Here is a 14,010-nt window from a genome sequence, read left to right as displayed (position 1 = left end):
TTCAAACTACCTCCGAATCCACTAAAATATGAACTTGATAATACAATTGAATTTTGTTATCCGTTAAACGATCATATAATTCTGCTGAAAATGCTTCCCCATAAATAAATTCACCATTTTTAATCGGTAATGTTCCGCAAAACACAATCATATCCTCACTATCATATCCACGTTCCTCGATTATTTTGAGCAAGTCTTCAGGATGCAAGAATTCTCCCAGCTTGCCTGTTTGGTACTCTTTTTTCACCCCATCAACAATCATCCAGCTTCTCATTTCAATGTCATCCCATCGATCTTTTACTTCATCCAAAGGCCAAAATTGTGTTGAAATAGGTTTGCTGCATACTTGTTTGGATTTCTGAATAGACACTTTTTCAAGCCCGCGGTCCGTGTGATCACTGCCAAGTCCTAAATACCATTTCCCTTGAATTTTCATGATGACCACTTCTGCTTCTCCGCTGCTGCTTTCTTGAATAACTGAAATTGAGTTATTTGTCGTAATGAGATTTGTTGAAAGATCGTAAATCATCGGAACTTGTGGAGGAGCCGGTACGCCGATCTCCTTCAATTCATCAATATGTTTTTTTACAGATTCCTGGTCTTTTCCCGTATAGCCGGCAATAAGTAATCGTTTAGGGTCTGCGACAATATTTCTTCCACAAACATTAATATTTATCAACTGAATTCCTCCTTTCTATCCAAAACTCGGTGCTTCAAATTAGGGAATACATCTCGAATCTTAGTAACCTGAGATGGATCAATCTCTGTTTTAATAATAGTTTCTTCGTCTCCTCCAGCAGCCACAACAATCCCCCATGGGTCAACCACTTGACTATGACCAGCTAAAAGGACGTCATTAGTATTACCAACACAATTACTCGAAATCAAGAAACACTGGTTTTCCAATGCTCGAACTGAATTGAATAATTTCCAATGCTCCAGCCTTCTATGCGGCCAAGCAGATGTAACAAGAAGTAACTCTGCTCCTAAATCCACTTCAGCACGATACAATTCAGGAAATCGCAAATCATAGCAAGTTGATAAGCCAACTTTCCCGAATTCTGTATCGACTACAGTTGTTTCATTTCCTCTCGTCAATATTTGGCCTTCTCTTGAACCATAACGAAATAAATGCATTTTTCGATAGGTTCCTATAAGTTTCCCATCCGGAGAAAATAGAACACTTGTGTTGTAGTATTTTCCATTATTTTTTTCTATAAAACTACCTGCAAATATATATGACTTAACTTCTTTAGCCTTTGAGGAGAATCGTTGGACAAAATCCCCATTCAATTCTTCTGATTCGTCAATATAACGATCAAAAGAAAAGTACCCTGTTGCCCACGTTTCTGGTAAAACTATTAAATCTTGTCCTTTTAATCCATCAATCATTGACTCCACACGATCTATGCGAGCAGATTTAGATTCGCTATCTTTAATCTCTAATTGTATTGATGCAATTTTCATTTCTGCAACATCCTTTTATTTATATTTTTTTATATTAGTTCTTCCACCTGAGTGGGAAGTGAATAGCTTCCTAAAAATTTATCCACCATTTGAACCGGCTCATCATAGCCGTAATTTCTAAATGAAAAGCCTTTCGTGACAAAAGGTGCACCATTATAGAACATTTCATACTGTTGATGCCTGCCACCGAATTCTGAACCAATGATATCCCATACTAACTTAAATAGTTTAATTTTCTCCTCAGCCCCAACTCCCGTAGAACGTATATATTGATACATATCATCTTTCGTTTCAGGATTGATGAGTTCTTTATATGAAGATGGTAATTGTAAAACACCTCCACCGCATAACTCCCGTAAAATTTTAATAGTGGAAGCATATATAGTTTCCTGTTGACCTACTACACCATAGAGAAAACGTGGATTCGGTCGTGCCACACCGTTTTTGTCGATGATACAATTATATTCAGAAGCTAAGAGATTACCTTCTACAGAAGCCGCAATAGAAGCAAGTTCCCCTAACTTCTCTTGGACTGAAGGGATTTTATCAATTCCATTCATAGCAGAAACTTTTCGAGCAGCCCCAATCAAAAATTTCAATTTATTGCTAAATCTTATTTGCGCCTGATTATTGCCTAATACGTGAGCTGGTGTTTCATGGAACTGAGCTCTCACGATGTCAATATTTTTGTAAACAAAAATATCTTGCCAAGGAATGAATACATCGTCAAAAACAACTAATGAATCACTTTCATCAAAACGAGAGGACAATGGGTAATCAAATGTGCTTGGAGATTTTTCAGCATAACCAGGCCTCGCATAAAATTTTAATCCTTTTGCATCAATCGGCAGTACAAAAGACAAAGCATAATCTTCATCACCAGGTCTGAGTGGTGTAAGGCAACTTACAAATAAGTAATCTGATACTGCTGATGCAGTACCGAGCATTTGAGAACCTCGAACAATAATTCCGTCCTCTCTTTCTTCGTAAACTCCAACTGGAAGAAATTTATCTTCCTGCTCATGAGCTGCTTTACTTCGATCGATTTGTGGCGGAATAATAACGTATGTTACATATAGATCCTGATCTCGCACATGTTTATAGAAATTCAAAACATTATTCCCATAGCCTTCTCCTCCACGATCAAACACATCGGGTGAACTGGCAAAAGCAGCCAAAAAGCTGGCGACGTGATCAGGGCTTCTTCCGACAAATCCACATGTTGCTTCAGACCATTTAGAAATCGCCAATCTTCTATCTTTAAGTTCTTCCCGACTCCTTGGAATCATATAAATTTTATTTGCTAGTGTACCGTCCTCAGTTTTGTATGTCATATTCTGAGATTCATCCCATGCTAAATCGTATAAACCTGCAATGGTATGTGTAATTCCTGTAAAAGCTGGGTGGGTCGTCACATCCTGTACTCGTTCCCCATTTATGTAGATTGCCCTATCATCTTTCAATGACTGTAAATATTCTTTACCTGTTCTAACCATACCTGATTCCTCCTATATGTTTGAATAAGTACATGTTTTAAAAACAAGAAACGATTTAACAGGCGAACCTTAATTGTATTTAGTGTTATGTATTATGTATTGTGTATACATTAAAGGTTTTGCCAATTCCAATCTATAATTAAGGTAGGTAATGACATTCCATATCGAATCATTATTCCTTTATACCTTTACTCTTTACCTATGAACATTAACATCGGGATCGATTGGTAAACGCTTTCATTTCCAATGAATTATAGATTGTTCTCTTACTATTTCAACAATAAGGCTTACTATCTAAGCAAAAACCCAGGAAAAAGCATTCGGAAGAATTTCTCCAAGGCTTTGCTCTACACGTGAAAAAAAGAATCGGTTTAACCTTGCTTCAACTTCATAGTCTGAAGTTGATTCTAAACCCTTTTTTTTCCTAGAGATTAATAAACTGCCTTTTACTAGGAGCCCCCCCCCTTCAAGCATTTGATAGAAATCAGGAATTATCAACCATAATCAATGTTTCTTTTGTTTTTTCTAAATGGTTTAAAATCGCCTGTGAAGCCAGTTCGGGATTTTTCTCCTCTAAAGCCTGGATAATCTGAGTATGTTCCATTAAAACATTTTTCATTCTCCCAAGTTTACTGACTGCTTTTAAACCCATAAGCTGAGTAAGGTTATGAAGATTGTTCAAAACTTGCTCTATTATAGTGAAGTTTGCTAGCCTTGTCAGCGAGAGATGAAACTCATGGTCTAGCTTGATAAAACTAATAGCATCATCGTTTTGCAACGCTTCTTCTTGTTGCTTCAGAATTAATTTAAGTAACCTCAGCTTTTCAGGTGATGTCATTTCTTTTGTTAGTTTTTTCACCGATTCAACTTCAATTGCACTTCTTAGTAAAAAGATTTCATCCTGTTCCTCTGGTGTAATCTTTCTTACAGTTAAACCCTTCCTTGGAATGGAAACAAGTAATCCTTCCTTCACCAAATCTTGAATAGCTGCCCTTACCGGAGTTCTTGAAGTATCTAACCTTTCCGCTAATTGAACTTCAGTAAATATTTCATCACTGGTAATACCACCAAATAAAATCGCTTTTTTTATTTGATTATAAACTTTATCTTGTGTTGTTCTTTCCTTTTCGATTGGTTTTAAATGAATTCCTGCCATATTAATCCGTCCTTTTTGATAAGTCTTTACAATATGAACAATTTAAATCTACATGATTGGCTAAAACCTCACATGTGTTATGTATACATAATACATAATACCTCAGACATAAGTCAATAATATATTTTTTATTTTTCTGAATTTTACAAACCGGACAGCACCTTTTTATTCCATAAGAAAAAGAGCTGCCGAAGCAACTCCTTTGAAAGAATACCTTAACAATAGTCGAAAATATAATTTTTTGGGCTCACTTACTTATGCAAGTCCTTGTATTTTCACCTTCATTCTTTCAATGAAGGTGAAAAAATTTCGTGGGGGTACTTCTGTTGGATATAGCGTATTAGTGCAGTGACAACTTGCGGACCGGATTCTACGAGTCTACCTTGTTCAAATGCAGTGAAGTTATCACCGCCTGAAGCTAAATAATTACTAACTGCCACTTCATATTCGTTGCTTGCCTGAATCTCTTGACCCTTCATATCCTTCAGCGCAACAATGCGGTTGCCAATTGGAGCTTCGGGTTCCCAATTATACGTTAAACCAACCGTTTGCAGCCTATTTTCATAATCTTTCGCCCACTGCTGTTCTAAAGCAAGTTTTATTTGGTCTCCTGTTAAGATTAACTTACTGACACTATGACCCATAGGCAAGACTGTATAAAGGTCTTCTACAGTGACCTCCCCTTTTTTAAAACTTTTCCGCATTTCGCCTTTATGGACAAAAGCTATATCTACCCCCATGGCTTCCCGCTCAGATTCTGCAATCATTTTCGCTAATGGGGATTCACCGTTTGCATCTTGATGTCGTTTGATTTCTTCAGGCATTTGTCCTATTACCTGATTAAAATGGCTCCCCAATCTTTTTCTGTATTTATTTAGAAGGGCAACCGTTTCTTTATCCGGTTTTATATGATGATGTAAAGTGAAAATAATCTTTGCTTGTTTCTTAACGATAATTTTAGAATGTGGGTCAATTTCAAGATTTACTTGAGAAAAGGCTTTCCCATTAGAATAAGCTTGAACGATCAGTTTACCGGCTACAACGGTATTGGCATATTCATGGCTGTGACCCGCAAAAATGACATCGACCTCATCATCGATTCTTGGAGCCATCTCCACTAAAGCTCCACTGGAATTTGCTCCTGCCTTATCTGATTTAGCTGAGTCATGTGCCAATACAACAATCACTTTAATCCCTTTTTCCTTTAAAATCTTAACGGATCGGTTAATAGCTGTAACTTCATCCGTTATTTCTACTTCTTTTCGATTTTCAGGTGCCACATACAGGTTGGTCTCTTTTGTTACCACCCCGATAAATCCAATATTAATTCCGTCAATTTGTTTAATAACATACGGTGGTAACAAGGGAGTACCCGACTTTCTATCGATTATATTTGCAGAACTGTAAGAAGTATTGGCACCTTGAAAATAGCCTGTTTTTTTATTGAATCCTCCATAAATAAGGCGTTTCATTTCATTTACGCCTTGATCCAATTCATGATTTCCAGGTGTCCCGACATCAAAGTGCAGAAGGTTTAAAAATTCAATCATCGGTTCGTCTTTAAATTGAGAAGAGATTGGAGGACTTCCTCCTACCATATCACCTGCATGAACAAGTAGTGTATTTGGGTTTTCTTGTTTATATTTTTTTAAATGGGCAGCCAGGTATTCAGCCCCACCTGCCATGGTTCCTGAAACCATTTCATATTTGTTTAGTTGGCCGTGAAAATCATTAACTCCTAACAAATGTACTTGAATGTAGTGGTTGGATGTGGAATGGTTCGTTGAATGATTGGATGAGTATGCTGAGATTTTATAAGTTACGAAAATGATGATGAATACCAAGATGAACAAAGAAGATATGGCCTGAAATTTTGACAATTTCCGATCCCTCCCTCTAGATGTAAATTAAGAATAACTCTTGAATTTTATATCCGTATAAAGGGACCGTGATTTTTTGTTATATTTCATATAATAATTATTAAATTAACCCAGTACATGCATATCTTTTTTAAATACTCATACGGCTTAACATTTAGAAATCTGTTAAGATTTTGACTAGCAATAAATACAGTTTTATTTAAAAAGGCTCCCATTTTTCTACCCATTTAATTACGCTCGTGCAGAAAATGGTGTAATGCCTTATCAGATTCCCCGGCCTAATTTGGTACTAATGGACAGCTCTAATCATATTCTTATAAAAAGAAAACAATAAGAAGGGGTGCAAAGTCAGTTGATAAAAGTCAAGGTTGGTTTACGGCCCATCGTAAGTAAAATAAATTTACCTACTGTTTTGAAAACAACCATACTTCCAGGTGACTCAATTGAAAGATTATTTATTGCAACCCAGGTAGGAGAGATCTTTTACATAGGAAATGGAGATATAAGGACTTTTTTGGATATTCGCCCGCGAATCCTGAAACTAGGTGCTTCTGGTGGCGGATATGATGAACGGGGATTGCTAGGGCTGGCGTTTCATCCCGATTTTTATTATAACGGTCTGTTTTATCTTCATTATTCAGTGGCTGGGACACAAGGACCAGGTGCTCTTCCTGAATCTTTTAAGCCTGATCCATGTGATCCCAAGACTTTAAACCTACGGTGGATAAATAGAGAAACACAATATGATCATATTGATACAATTGAAGAATGGATTTTACAATCGAATGGCCAACCCCAAAAACGACGGACATTACTCAACTTAAGAAGACCATTTTCAAATCATAATGGGGTCAATAGTTTAAACTTTTCACCTGAAACAGGAAAACTTGTTTTAACAACCGGAGATGGTGGATCAGGCCATGATCCATTTAACTTAAGTCAGGATGATCTGGAAATAGCTGGTAAAATAATTGAAATTGATGTAGGTAAGAATATGTACGTCAATGATCCACCCATTGTCACACGTTTCAATGAACTTCCCACAACCATTCAGGAAGCACTCATGGTAATGGCCAAAGGTGTTCGCAATATACCAGGCATTTCATTTCAAAGGTTTTATAATCAGTATATTAAATATGCGGGAAATGTCGGCCAGAATTTGGTCGAGTCGATTTTTTCATTCGTTCATTATAAACCAATGCCGGTTACTCAGCTTATTCAAGCTTCTTTCATGAATTCTGAACCTGACAAAGAAGGATTCATTAACTTTGGCTGGCGAGGTTGGGAAGGTGCTTTTCCTGCTTCGATTATAAAAGGCTGCACTGAAAATCAGAATTCGGATGAAAAAACAATTGCTTATTACAATGAAGCAGTATCACTTTCAGGGAGTCGTCTTCAGCCTTTAACTAGTTATTTTCATAAAGATAACAGACACGATAAGTTTGAAGGAACTGCACTTACAGGAGTGCAAGCATATATGGGGAAAAGCATCCCTGGTTTAACAGGAAGCGTTGTGTTTACGGATCTTTTCCGGAAAGAATCTCAACCTCAGGTTAGAGGGGCTCTAGCTTATACCACCATTAGACCAAATGGTGAACAAAATGATTTTAGTGTGATACAAACCGATTATGATTTTGGGTCTCAATCAGCTTATTATGTTAATTTGGGAACGAACCTGGATCAAAGCAGATTATATTTAGGGGTTTATGGCTCTATGAAAGTGACTGATTTCAACCAGGGTACTGTTTTTGAAATTGTTTCATGAATTAATTCTTGATAATTCTCTTATGAATCCAAATTAAAAATCAAGTGAGTGATGGGGAATCACTAAATTATAATCATTTTTAATCTTTTAAAAATGATTAAAGCAATTTCAACCCATAACCAACTATAAATAAAAGCAAATAAGAAGCCAGTAATAAGAAATGAAAAGGAAACAGAGACTGCTGGACCTAAAACTGGAAAGTGAAAAATAAATATTAGACTCATAATCCCTAACATTAAAAGAATTGCGCCAGCAGCGATAATACTTAATCTCTTACTAAAGAAGTAAAAAGATGCCCCTATGCCAAGTCCTAACAATCCTGTTGTAAAAGGAAATACAATCAGTTCAGTGGGCTGTAGGATGCATAACAACATAATTGTCAGAAGGTAGGTCATCACTCCATATGGAATGGAAAACATGGAACATAACAGAATAGGTGCAGTGGCTAGCGGACTTATAAAATATCCTATACCTGGTAAAAAGCCAGCAACAGCCTGTAGAATAGCAGCAATACAGGCAAAAATAGACCCTAAAATGAGCTTCATCGTTTTTTTATGTTTATTGAATACTATTTGAGATAAACGAACCTCATCAGAAATAGGTTTAAAAAAATACACCTTTCCACCTCCTTCCATTTGGTTTATACGTTACGATACATTATATTACCATTTATTAGAGGTGGAACAATTATTAATCATCCAAACATCAATTTCCTGTGTAATGAAAAAATAGCTTAATAAATAAAAAAAACAAGGCCTTATTGGCCCTGCCTTTTATTTGACTATTACTTTCCCAACCATTCCCTCCTGGAAATGGTACCGGCATGTCAGTTCATATGTACCGGGCTGTTTCGGTTGCACGGTAATGGTTTTTTCTTTACCTGGCTGGACCTCGGCGTCAATTCCGAGCTTCTCCACTGTGAAGGTGTGTTCTTTTGTACCTTTGTTTTTCAATATCAACGTTGTGGCTGTTCCATTCGGAATAGTGATGACTTCCGGATTAAAGTAATCGTCGTTCAACTCTACCTCAATCGATTTCACCGTAGGCTGAGCTACAACACCGGATTCGGCAAATACGCCGAGTGAGCCTAGACTTGTCACAACTACAAACATTGCAAGCACAACGGCCAATCCTGTTACCCGCTTTTTCATAGACATTCGCAATCCCTCCTTCCTTAACACTATTTTTTCTAATCCATTAATATATTATTACTATTAATTTGGTTGCAAAGGAGAGCTGCTAGCCAGCTCCTTTGCAAAGCACCTGATAGCTCAATAACAATCATTTATACAAGATATCATCTCTTAGTGTAGCAACTTTAGATAGAGCTGTATTTATGTCAGCTTCATTCACTCCAAAGTGAGCTAGTGCATCGTTAAGATGTTTTACAATGGCATTAAAATGTTCTGGTTGCAGATTCAATCCATGGTGTGCTTTTGCCATGGATTGTCCAGAATATTGTTTTGGACCACCTAATGCAAAACTAATGAACTTTGTTTGATGACGGCGTTGCTTTTCCATATCCGTTTTTTCAAAAAAATGATTAACTGTCTCATCCTTAAGAACCAATTCGGAGTAAAAATAGTCCACAACTTTTGCTATCGCTTCTTCCCCGCCGACTTTTTCATAAAGTGTTTGTTCCATATATACACTCCTAACTTGTAATTAATAGAAGTATTCTTTGTAGAAAATTTGTTTTTATTCTTTATCTTACAATTTAATCCCCTTTTGCTGAGATTCACTAATCCCTCTTTATTTCCACTTGTTGCTGCCAAGTTGCTGAAAATGAGTAATTGTTATAGGGAAATCCATTTATTACATTCACTGTTCACACTTTTATTTTACATATTCAAATTGTAATGTGACAAAATTGTAATCTTACTTCCTGTTACATCTATGGTGGGAAAAGGGATGAATTTTATAGTATGTAGCATGAGGAGGAGATTTACGTTGAAAAAAGTATTACAAACTAAAAACTTATCAAAATCCTATGGAAAAGCACAGGTTTTAAAAAATATTGACCTTACCATTACTTCGGGTGAATTTACGGCTATTATGGGGCCATCTGGTTCGGGAAAAACCACACTGATGAATGTGCTCTCGACAATTGATAAATTTTCTGGCGGGGAGGTCTGGCTTGAAGAACAGGCCCTGTTGGATTTAAACAAAAAAGCATTGCGTACATTTCGCCAAGAACGCATGGGGTTATTCTTTCAAGATTACAATTTGCTTGATACTTTAACGATTAAAGAGAACATTCACCTTCCCCTTTCATTGAGGAAATTTTCTACGGATGAGATGGAAAGACGGCTGGGACCAGTCATTCAGGCATTGAATATTGAAGAAATCCAGGATAAATACCCTACAGAAGTTTCAGGCGGTCAAAAACAACGGGCTTCATCCGCGCGCGCAATTATTGCAAACCCTGCGATTGTCTTTGCAGATGAACCTACAGGCGCACTTGATTCGAGATCGGCAACACAATTATTGGAACAGTTATCGAGCTTAAATGAAACGTTTCGAACGACCATTCTCATGATTACACACGACTCCTATGCAGCAAGCTTCTGTAAACGAGTTATCTTCTTGCGTGATGGAGGAATCGTAAACGAGCTTTATAAAGGTGACCAAAGTCAAAGTGACTTCTTTGATCGAATCCTTCACATCCAGAGTGCCATGGGAGGGAATCAAAGGTGAACTTACTGAATATGACGGTCCGGAACGTTCAGCGCAATTTCCGTGTTTATACGATTTATCTGTTTGCCATGATTACTGGTGTGATGGTCCATTTCACCTTCTCATCACTGATGTATAACCAGGATATATTGGATGTACTCAAAAATAAGGAGAGTTTTCAAACGGGGGTGTCGATTGCCTCAGTGGTCATTCCTCTTTATCATTTTCTTTATTCTTTATGCTAACTCTTTCTTTATGAAGCAAAGAAAAAGAAGGATACCCATAAAACTGTAGACATTAATTTTAAGATAAAAAAGTTACCAGATTGGCCAAATAATAAGTATAAGAATGTAATAGATTGGATAAACTAATAAAAAAGGAGTGGGAGATTATGGAGACTAAAATTAAAGAAGGAACGAAAGAAATGTGGAGCGAAATTAATGCATGTATTACTAGGAAAATAAATGAAAAACATGATTTATCCTTTCAAAAGAAGAGCAATGATAATTATATGAATCTATATATTCAAACAGCCGTATTACACACGCTATTTGAACTATCAGATGAGTTCAGGAAAATTGAAAGAAAATATAACGGATTGTGATGCTTCCGGAAAGGTCATGCACCAAATATAACGTAACGGTGGATTAGGTTTAAACTCTTAAGGGAGCTCTTTAATCCTAATCCACCTTTTCTTTCCAGCTTTATTACTGTACCATTTGCATCCCTTCCCTATAAATCCCTCTTTTTATCCCAACTAGAATCCATTAAGCCAAATAGAAACCCCACCAGTTGTTAATAGATCAGGTGGGGTTTTTTCATGTGTTTCAAGTTTTAGTATACTATCTTGATTGACGGATAATCTTAATTGTACGCTAGCTTAATACTATTATTTGTTGTTTTATCAATCTAAAATCTTGTATATTTAAATGAGTATATTTTATAACTTACTGATGCTTGAAACAGCTCGGAATACTAAAATCATTGAAAATAATATTTTTTGAAAGTGAGCTGAAAGCTTATGATGTGGTCACCACTATTCGAAAATGATGTACCTGCAGTTATTCTTCCTTAACGGCAGAAAAATTGCATCTCCGTTAAGGACTGGAAATGTTTAGTTAAAACGGAGGGTACAAGATGAAAAACACTATATTAGGTTCTTTATATTTATCACTCGCTGCTAGCATTTGGGGCGGGATGTATGTTGTGGTAAAAGTTGTGGTAGACGTTGTTCCGCCACTTGAATTAGTATTATTACGATATGTAATTGCGATTTTAGCATTGCTGACAATTGGTTTTATAACAAAACAATCTTGGCGGATTGAAAAACGGGATTGGCTTTTGGTTTTCATTATAGGACTTGTTGGAAACACAATTTCCATCGTAACCCAGGAAGTCGGTACACTGCTATCCACTGCACAAATGGGAGCCATCATTACTTCCACAACACCTGCATTCATGGTGATATTTGCACGTATCATTTTAAAAGAAAAGATCACTATCAAGAAATCAATTTCTGTAATTTTAGCGACAATCGGAGTCGGTATCATTGTCGGGAATGCCCATATCGGCTCATCTCACCAACTTGGGGGCCTATCACTACTTATTGCTGCCTTAACTTGGGCACTTATGTCTGTTCTAATTAAACGTGTCCCTGGGCAATATTCACAAATTGTTATAACGACCTATGCAGTGCTAGTGGCAATTGTCTTTTTAACACCTATTACGATCAGTCGATTGGATGAGCTTGATTTTCAAGCAATCATGCATCCATCCATATGGGGCGGCCTATTATACTTGGGCGTTATTTCCACAGCATGTGCCTTTTTACTTTGGAATCGCGGACTGCAAATGCTTACCGCTTCAAGTGGTGGATTATTTTTCTTTTTACAGCCTATAGTCGGTACTTTTTTAGGTTGGTTAATACTAGGGGAACAAATCAGCTTGTCTTTTTGGATCGGCACAATATTAATTTTTATCGGGGTATTATTAGTCATTCGGGAAGAATAACCACATTAATAAGTTTATTAGAGTTATATATTAAAATGTACCCTATAGAGCGGTCTCTTTAAAAAAGGCTGTCTATAGGGTTCTTTTTTGGTCTTAAAAAGGGGATTGCAGAAAAAGTTGTTTTTTATTTGTAATTTATCCTTATTATACCCCTTTATGTTAATAATAAGGCGGAATCCAAGAACTCAGCTCCACACCGTCCCAACGGTTTCTAGATTCTTAAGACAAAAAGATGTATTATTATATTTTTTACAGCCGATTATATTGAAAAATCTCAAATATACAATCATTACGTAATAATAATTATTATTTTATGTACATTTCGAAAGAGTTTTTGTTATCATTAATTCATAATATTTTGGAAATGAATGCTAAATTTTATAACGAAGGAGGAATCGTTCTTGAAAAAACCATATATGGAATTGACGATTGGGATGATGAGAACGGGGATATTAGGTTTCGGCGGCGGACCATCAGTCATCCCGCTCATCCGCCACGAAGCAGTTTCCCGTTATCACTGGCTCGACGATGATGAATTCGGGGAAACTTTGGCGATTGCCAATACACTCCCAGGACCGATTGCCACGAAGATGGCAGCATATCTTGGTTATAAATTAAAAGGCTGGCCGGGAGCCCTCGTAAGTGTGGCCGCTCACGTTTTACCTTCATGCTTTGCGATGGTTTTCTTGATTGCATTCATTAATGTTTTAAGTAATTCAGCAATGATCAGCAATATGATAGCTGCTGTAATGCCGGTGGTTGCCGTCATGCTTGGTCAAATGGCTTATGAGTTTGGCGAAAAGGCGGTAAAAGGGTTAGGGAAGGTGCTCGGAATCACCTTTTTTGCGATTTCCTTTTTGCTTCTGCAGGTCATTTCCCTGCATCCGGGTATCGTCATCATGATTTTTCTTATATATGGAGCGTTTCATTTTAAATTAAAGGATAGATTGAAAAACAAAAAGACGGATAGGAAGGAGGAATCCGCTTAATGGGTCTTATTATCCCAATAGGAGTTGCTGTTTTTCTGGCGTTTTTCATAGCCAATATGCTTGGTTACGGCGGAGGTCCAGCCTCGATTCCGCTAATGTATGATCAAATCGTTACCCGTTATGGCTGGCTTGATAATACCGAGTTCTCACAAATGCTGGCGTTAGGAAATTCACTCCCAGGACCGATCGCCACGAAAATAGCCGCATATGTCGGATATGATGTATATGGCTGGCCAGGATTTCTAGCTGCCTTGGCAGGCACGATCATCCCTTCAGCCGTGGCTTTGATATATTTATTAAAAATCCTGCGAAAATACAAGCAATCGCCTATCGTAAAAGGCATGTCACTGCTTGTACAGCCCGTGATTGCGATCATGATGTTATTGCTCACCTGGAATATGGCAGCGGATGCGGTCGGATCCATCGGCTACATCCATTCAATCGTCATCGCTGGATTGGCATTCTTGGCTTTAGGTAAATTCAAGATTCACCCCGCATTCGTAATCATTCTTGCCTTTGCGTATGGCGGCTTTATCATCCCGCTCACATAATAAAAAAATCCACCTATATA

The 14,010-nt window shown here is 37.2% G+C and carries 15 protein-coding genes; 7 read left to right on the top strand and 8 right to left on the bottom strand.

Translation table 11 applies throughout. From position 1 onward, the window contains the following. Position 1: 1 nt before the first annotated feature. From ACQKMF_RS21745 to ACQKMF_RS21725, 5 genes are all read right to left on the bottom strand, one after another. Positions 2-679, bottom strand: a complete 678-nt coding sequence (locus ACQKMF_RS21745) for a DUF2848 domain-containing protein (protein WP_260356827.1) — start codon at positions 677-679, stop codon at positions 2-4. Continuing rightward, on the bottom strand, positions 676-1,467 hold the full coding sequence (locus ACQKMF_RS21740; protein WP_101224293.1) for a carbon-nitrogen family hydrolase: 792 nt from the start codon (positions 1,465-1,467) through the stop codon (positions 676-678). Before ACQKMF_RS21740 ends, ACQKMF_RS21745 begins: the two co-directional genes overlap by 4 nt. A 29-nt stretch (positions 1,468-1,496) precedes the next feature. Beyond that, positions 1,497-2,963 (bottom strand): 4-hydroxyphenylacetate 3-hydroxylase family protein, encoded by a 1,467-nt coding sequence (locus ACQKMF_RS21735; protein WP_427574919.1) that lies wholly within the window; start codon positions 2,961-2,963, stop codon positions 1,497-1,499. A 484-nt stretch (positions 2,964-3,447) separates the two neighbouring features. Next, positions 3,448-4,119, bottom strand: a complete 672-nt coding sequence (locus ACQKMF_RS21730) for a GntR family transcriptional regulator (protein WP_427574917.1) — start codon at positions 4,117-4,119, stop codon at positions 3,448-3,450. Between the two features lie 281 nt (positions 4,120-4,400). Then, positions 4,401-5,999: a bifunctional metallophosphatase/5'-nucleotidase gene (locus ACQKMF_RS21725; protein ID WP_427574915.1), complete on the bottom strand. Its 1,599-nt coding sequence runs from the start codon at positions 5,997-5,999 to the stop codon at positions 4,401-4,403. Between the two features lie 352 nt (positions 6,000-6,351). Between ACQKMF_RS21725 and ACQKMF_RS21720 the strand changes: the two genes are divergently transcribed. Then, positions 6,352-7,764 (top strand): PQQ-dependent sugar dehydrogenase, encoded by a 1,413-nt coding sequence (locus tag ACQKMF_RS21720; protein WP_427574913.1) that lies wholly within the window; start codon positions 6,352-6,354, stop codon positions 7,762-7,764. Between the two features lie 62 nt (positions 7,765-7,826). Here the strand turns inward: ACQKMF_RS21720 and ACQKMF_RS21715 are convergent, their stop codons facing one another. The 3 genes from ACQKMF_RS21715 to ACQKMF_RS21705 all read right to left on the bottom strand — a co-directional run bounded on the left by ACQKMF_RS21715 (position 7,827) and on the right by ACQKMF_RS21705 (position 9,408). Beyond that, positions 7,827-8,381 carry a hypothetical protein gene (locus ACQKMF_RS21715; RefSeq protein WP_427574912.1) on the bottom strand — a complete coding sequence of 185 codons (555 nt, stop codon included), beginning with the start codon at positions 8,379-8,381 and terminating at the stop codon, positions 7,827-7,829. 156 nt (positions 8,382-8,537) lie between these two features. Further along, entirely contained in the window at positions 8,538-8,921 is a 384-nt protein-coding gene (locus ACQKMF_RS21710) for a cupredoxin domain-containing protein (RefSeq protein WP_427574910.1), read from the bottom strand. A 124-nt stretch (positions 8,922-9,045) separates the two neighbouring features. Further along, entirely contained in the window at positions 9,046-9,408 is a 363-nt protein-coding gene (locus ACQKMF_RS21705) for a group I truncated hemoglobin (RefSeq protein ID WP_427574908.1), read from the bottom strand. Positions 9,409-9,714: 306 nt separating this feature from the next. Here ACQKMF_RS21705 and ACQKMF_RS21700 point away from each other — a divergent pair, with 306 nt between their 5' ends. The 6 genes from ACQKMF_RS21700 (at position 9,715) to ACQKMF_RS21675 (ending at position 13,990) form a co-directional block, all read left to right on the top strand. Continuing rightward, on the top strand, positions 9,715-10,461 hold the full coding sequence (locus ACQKMF_RS21700) for an ABC transporter ATP-binding protein (RefSeq protein ID WP_427574906.1): 747 nt from the start codon (positions 9,715-9,717) through the stop codon (positions 10,459-10,461). Beyond that, positions 10,458-10,685, top strand: a complete 228-nt coding sequence (locus tag ACQKMF_RS21695; RefSeq protein ID WP_427574904.1) for a hypothetical protein — start codon at positions 10,458-10,460, stop codon at positions 10,683-10,685. The genes ACQKMF_RS21700 and ACQKMF_RS21695 overlap by 4 nt, the downstream gene beginning before the upstream one ends. Before the next feature lie 146 nt (positions 10,686-10,831). Continuing rightward, complete coding sequence (locus ACQKMF_RS21690; RefSeq protein WP_101224302.1) at positions 10,832-11,044, top strand: hypothetical protein; 213 nt, start codon at positions 10,832-10,834, stop codon at positions 11,042-11,044. Positions 11,045-11,577: 533 nt separating this feature from the next. Next, entirely contained in the window at positions 11,578-12,450 is an 873-nt protein-coding gene (locus tag ACQKMF_RS21685; RefSeq protein WP_427574902.1) for a DMT family transporter, read from the top strand. Positions 12,451-12,818: 368 nt separating this feature from the next. Further along, on the top strand, positions 12,819-13,439 hold the full coding sequence (locus ACQKMF_RS21680; protein WP_427574900.1) for a chromate transporter: 621 nt from the start codon (positions 12,819-12,821) through the stop codon (positions 13,437-13,439). After that, positions 13,439-13,990: a chromate transporter gene (locus ACQKMF_RS21675; RefSeq protein WP_101224305.1), complete on the top strand. Its 552-nt coding sequence runs from the start codon at positions 13,439-13,441 to the stop codon at positions 13,988-13,990. Before ACQKMF_RS21680 ends, ACQKMF_RS21675 begins: the two co-directional genes overlap by 1 nt. The last annotated feature ends 20 nt before the right edge of the window (positions 13,991-14,010 follow it).

Origin of the sequence: Peribacillus sp. NPDC101480 (assembly GCF_050277335.1) — a bacterium.
Taxonomy (GTDB): Bacteria; Bacillota; Bacilli; order Bacillales; family DSM-1321; genus Peribacillus.
This window is presented reverse-complemented; position numbering and strand designations above follow the sequence as displayed.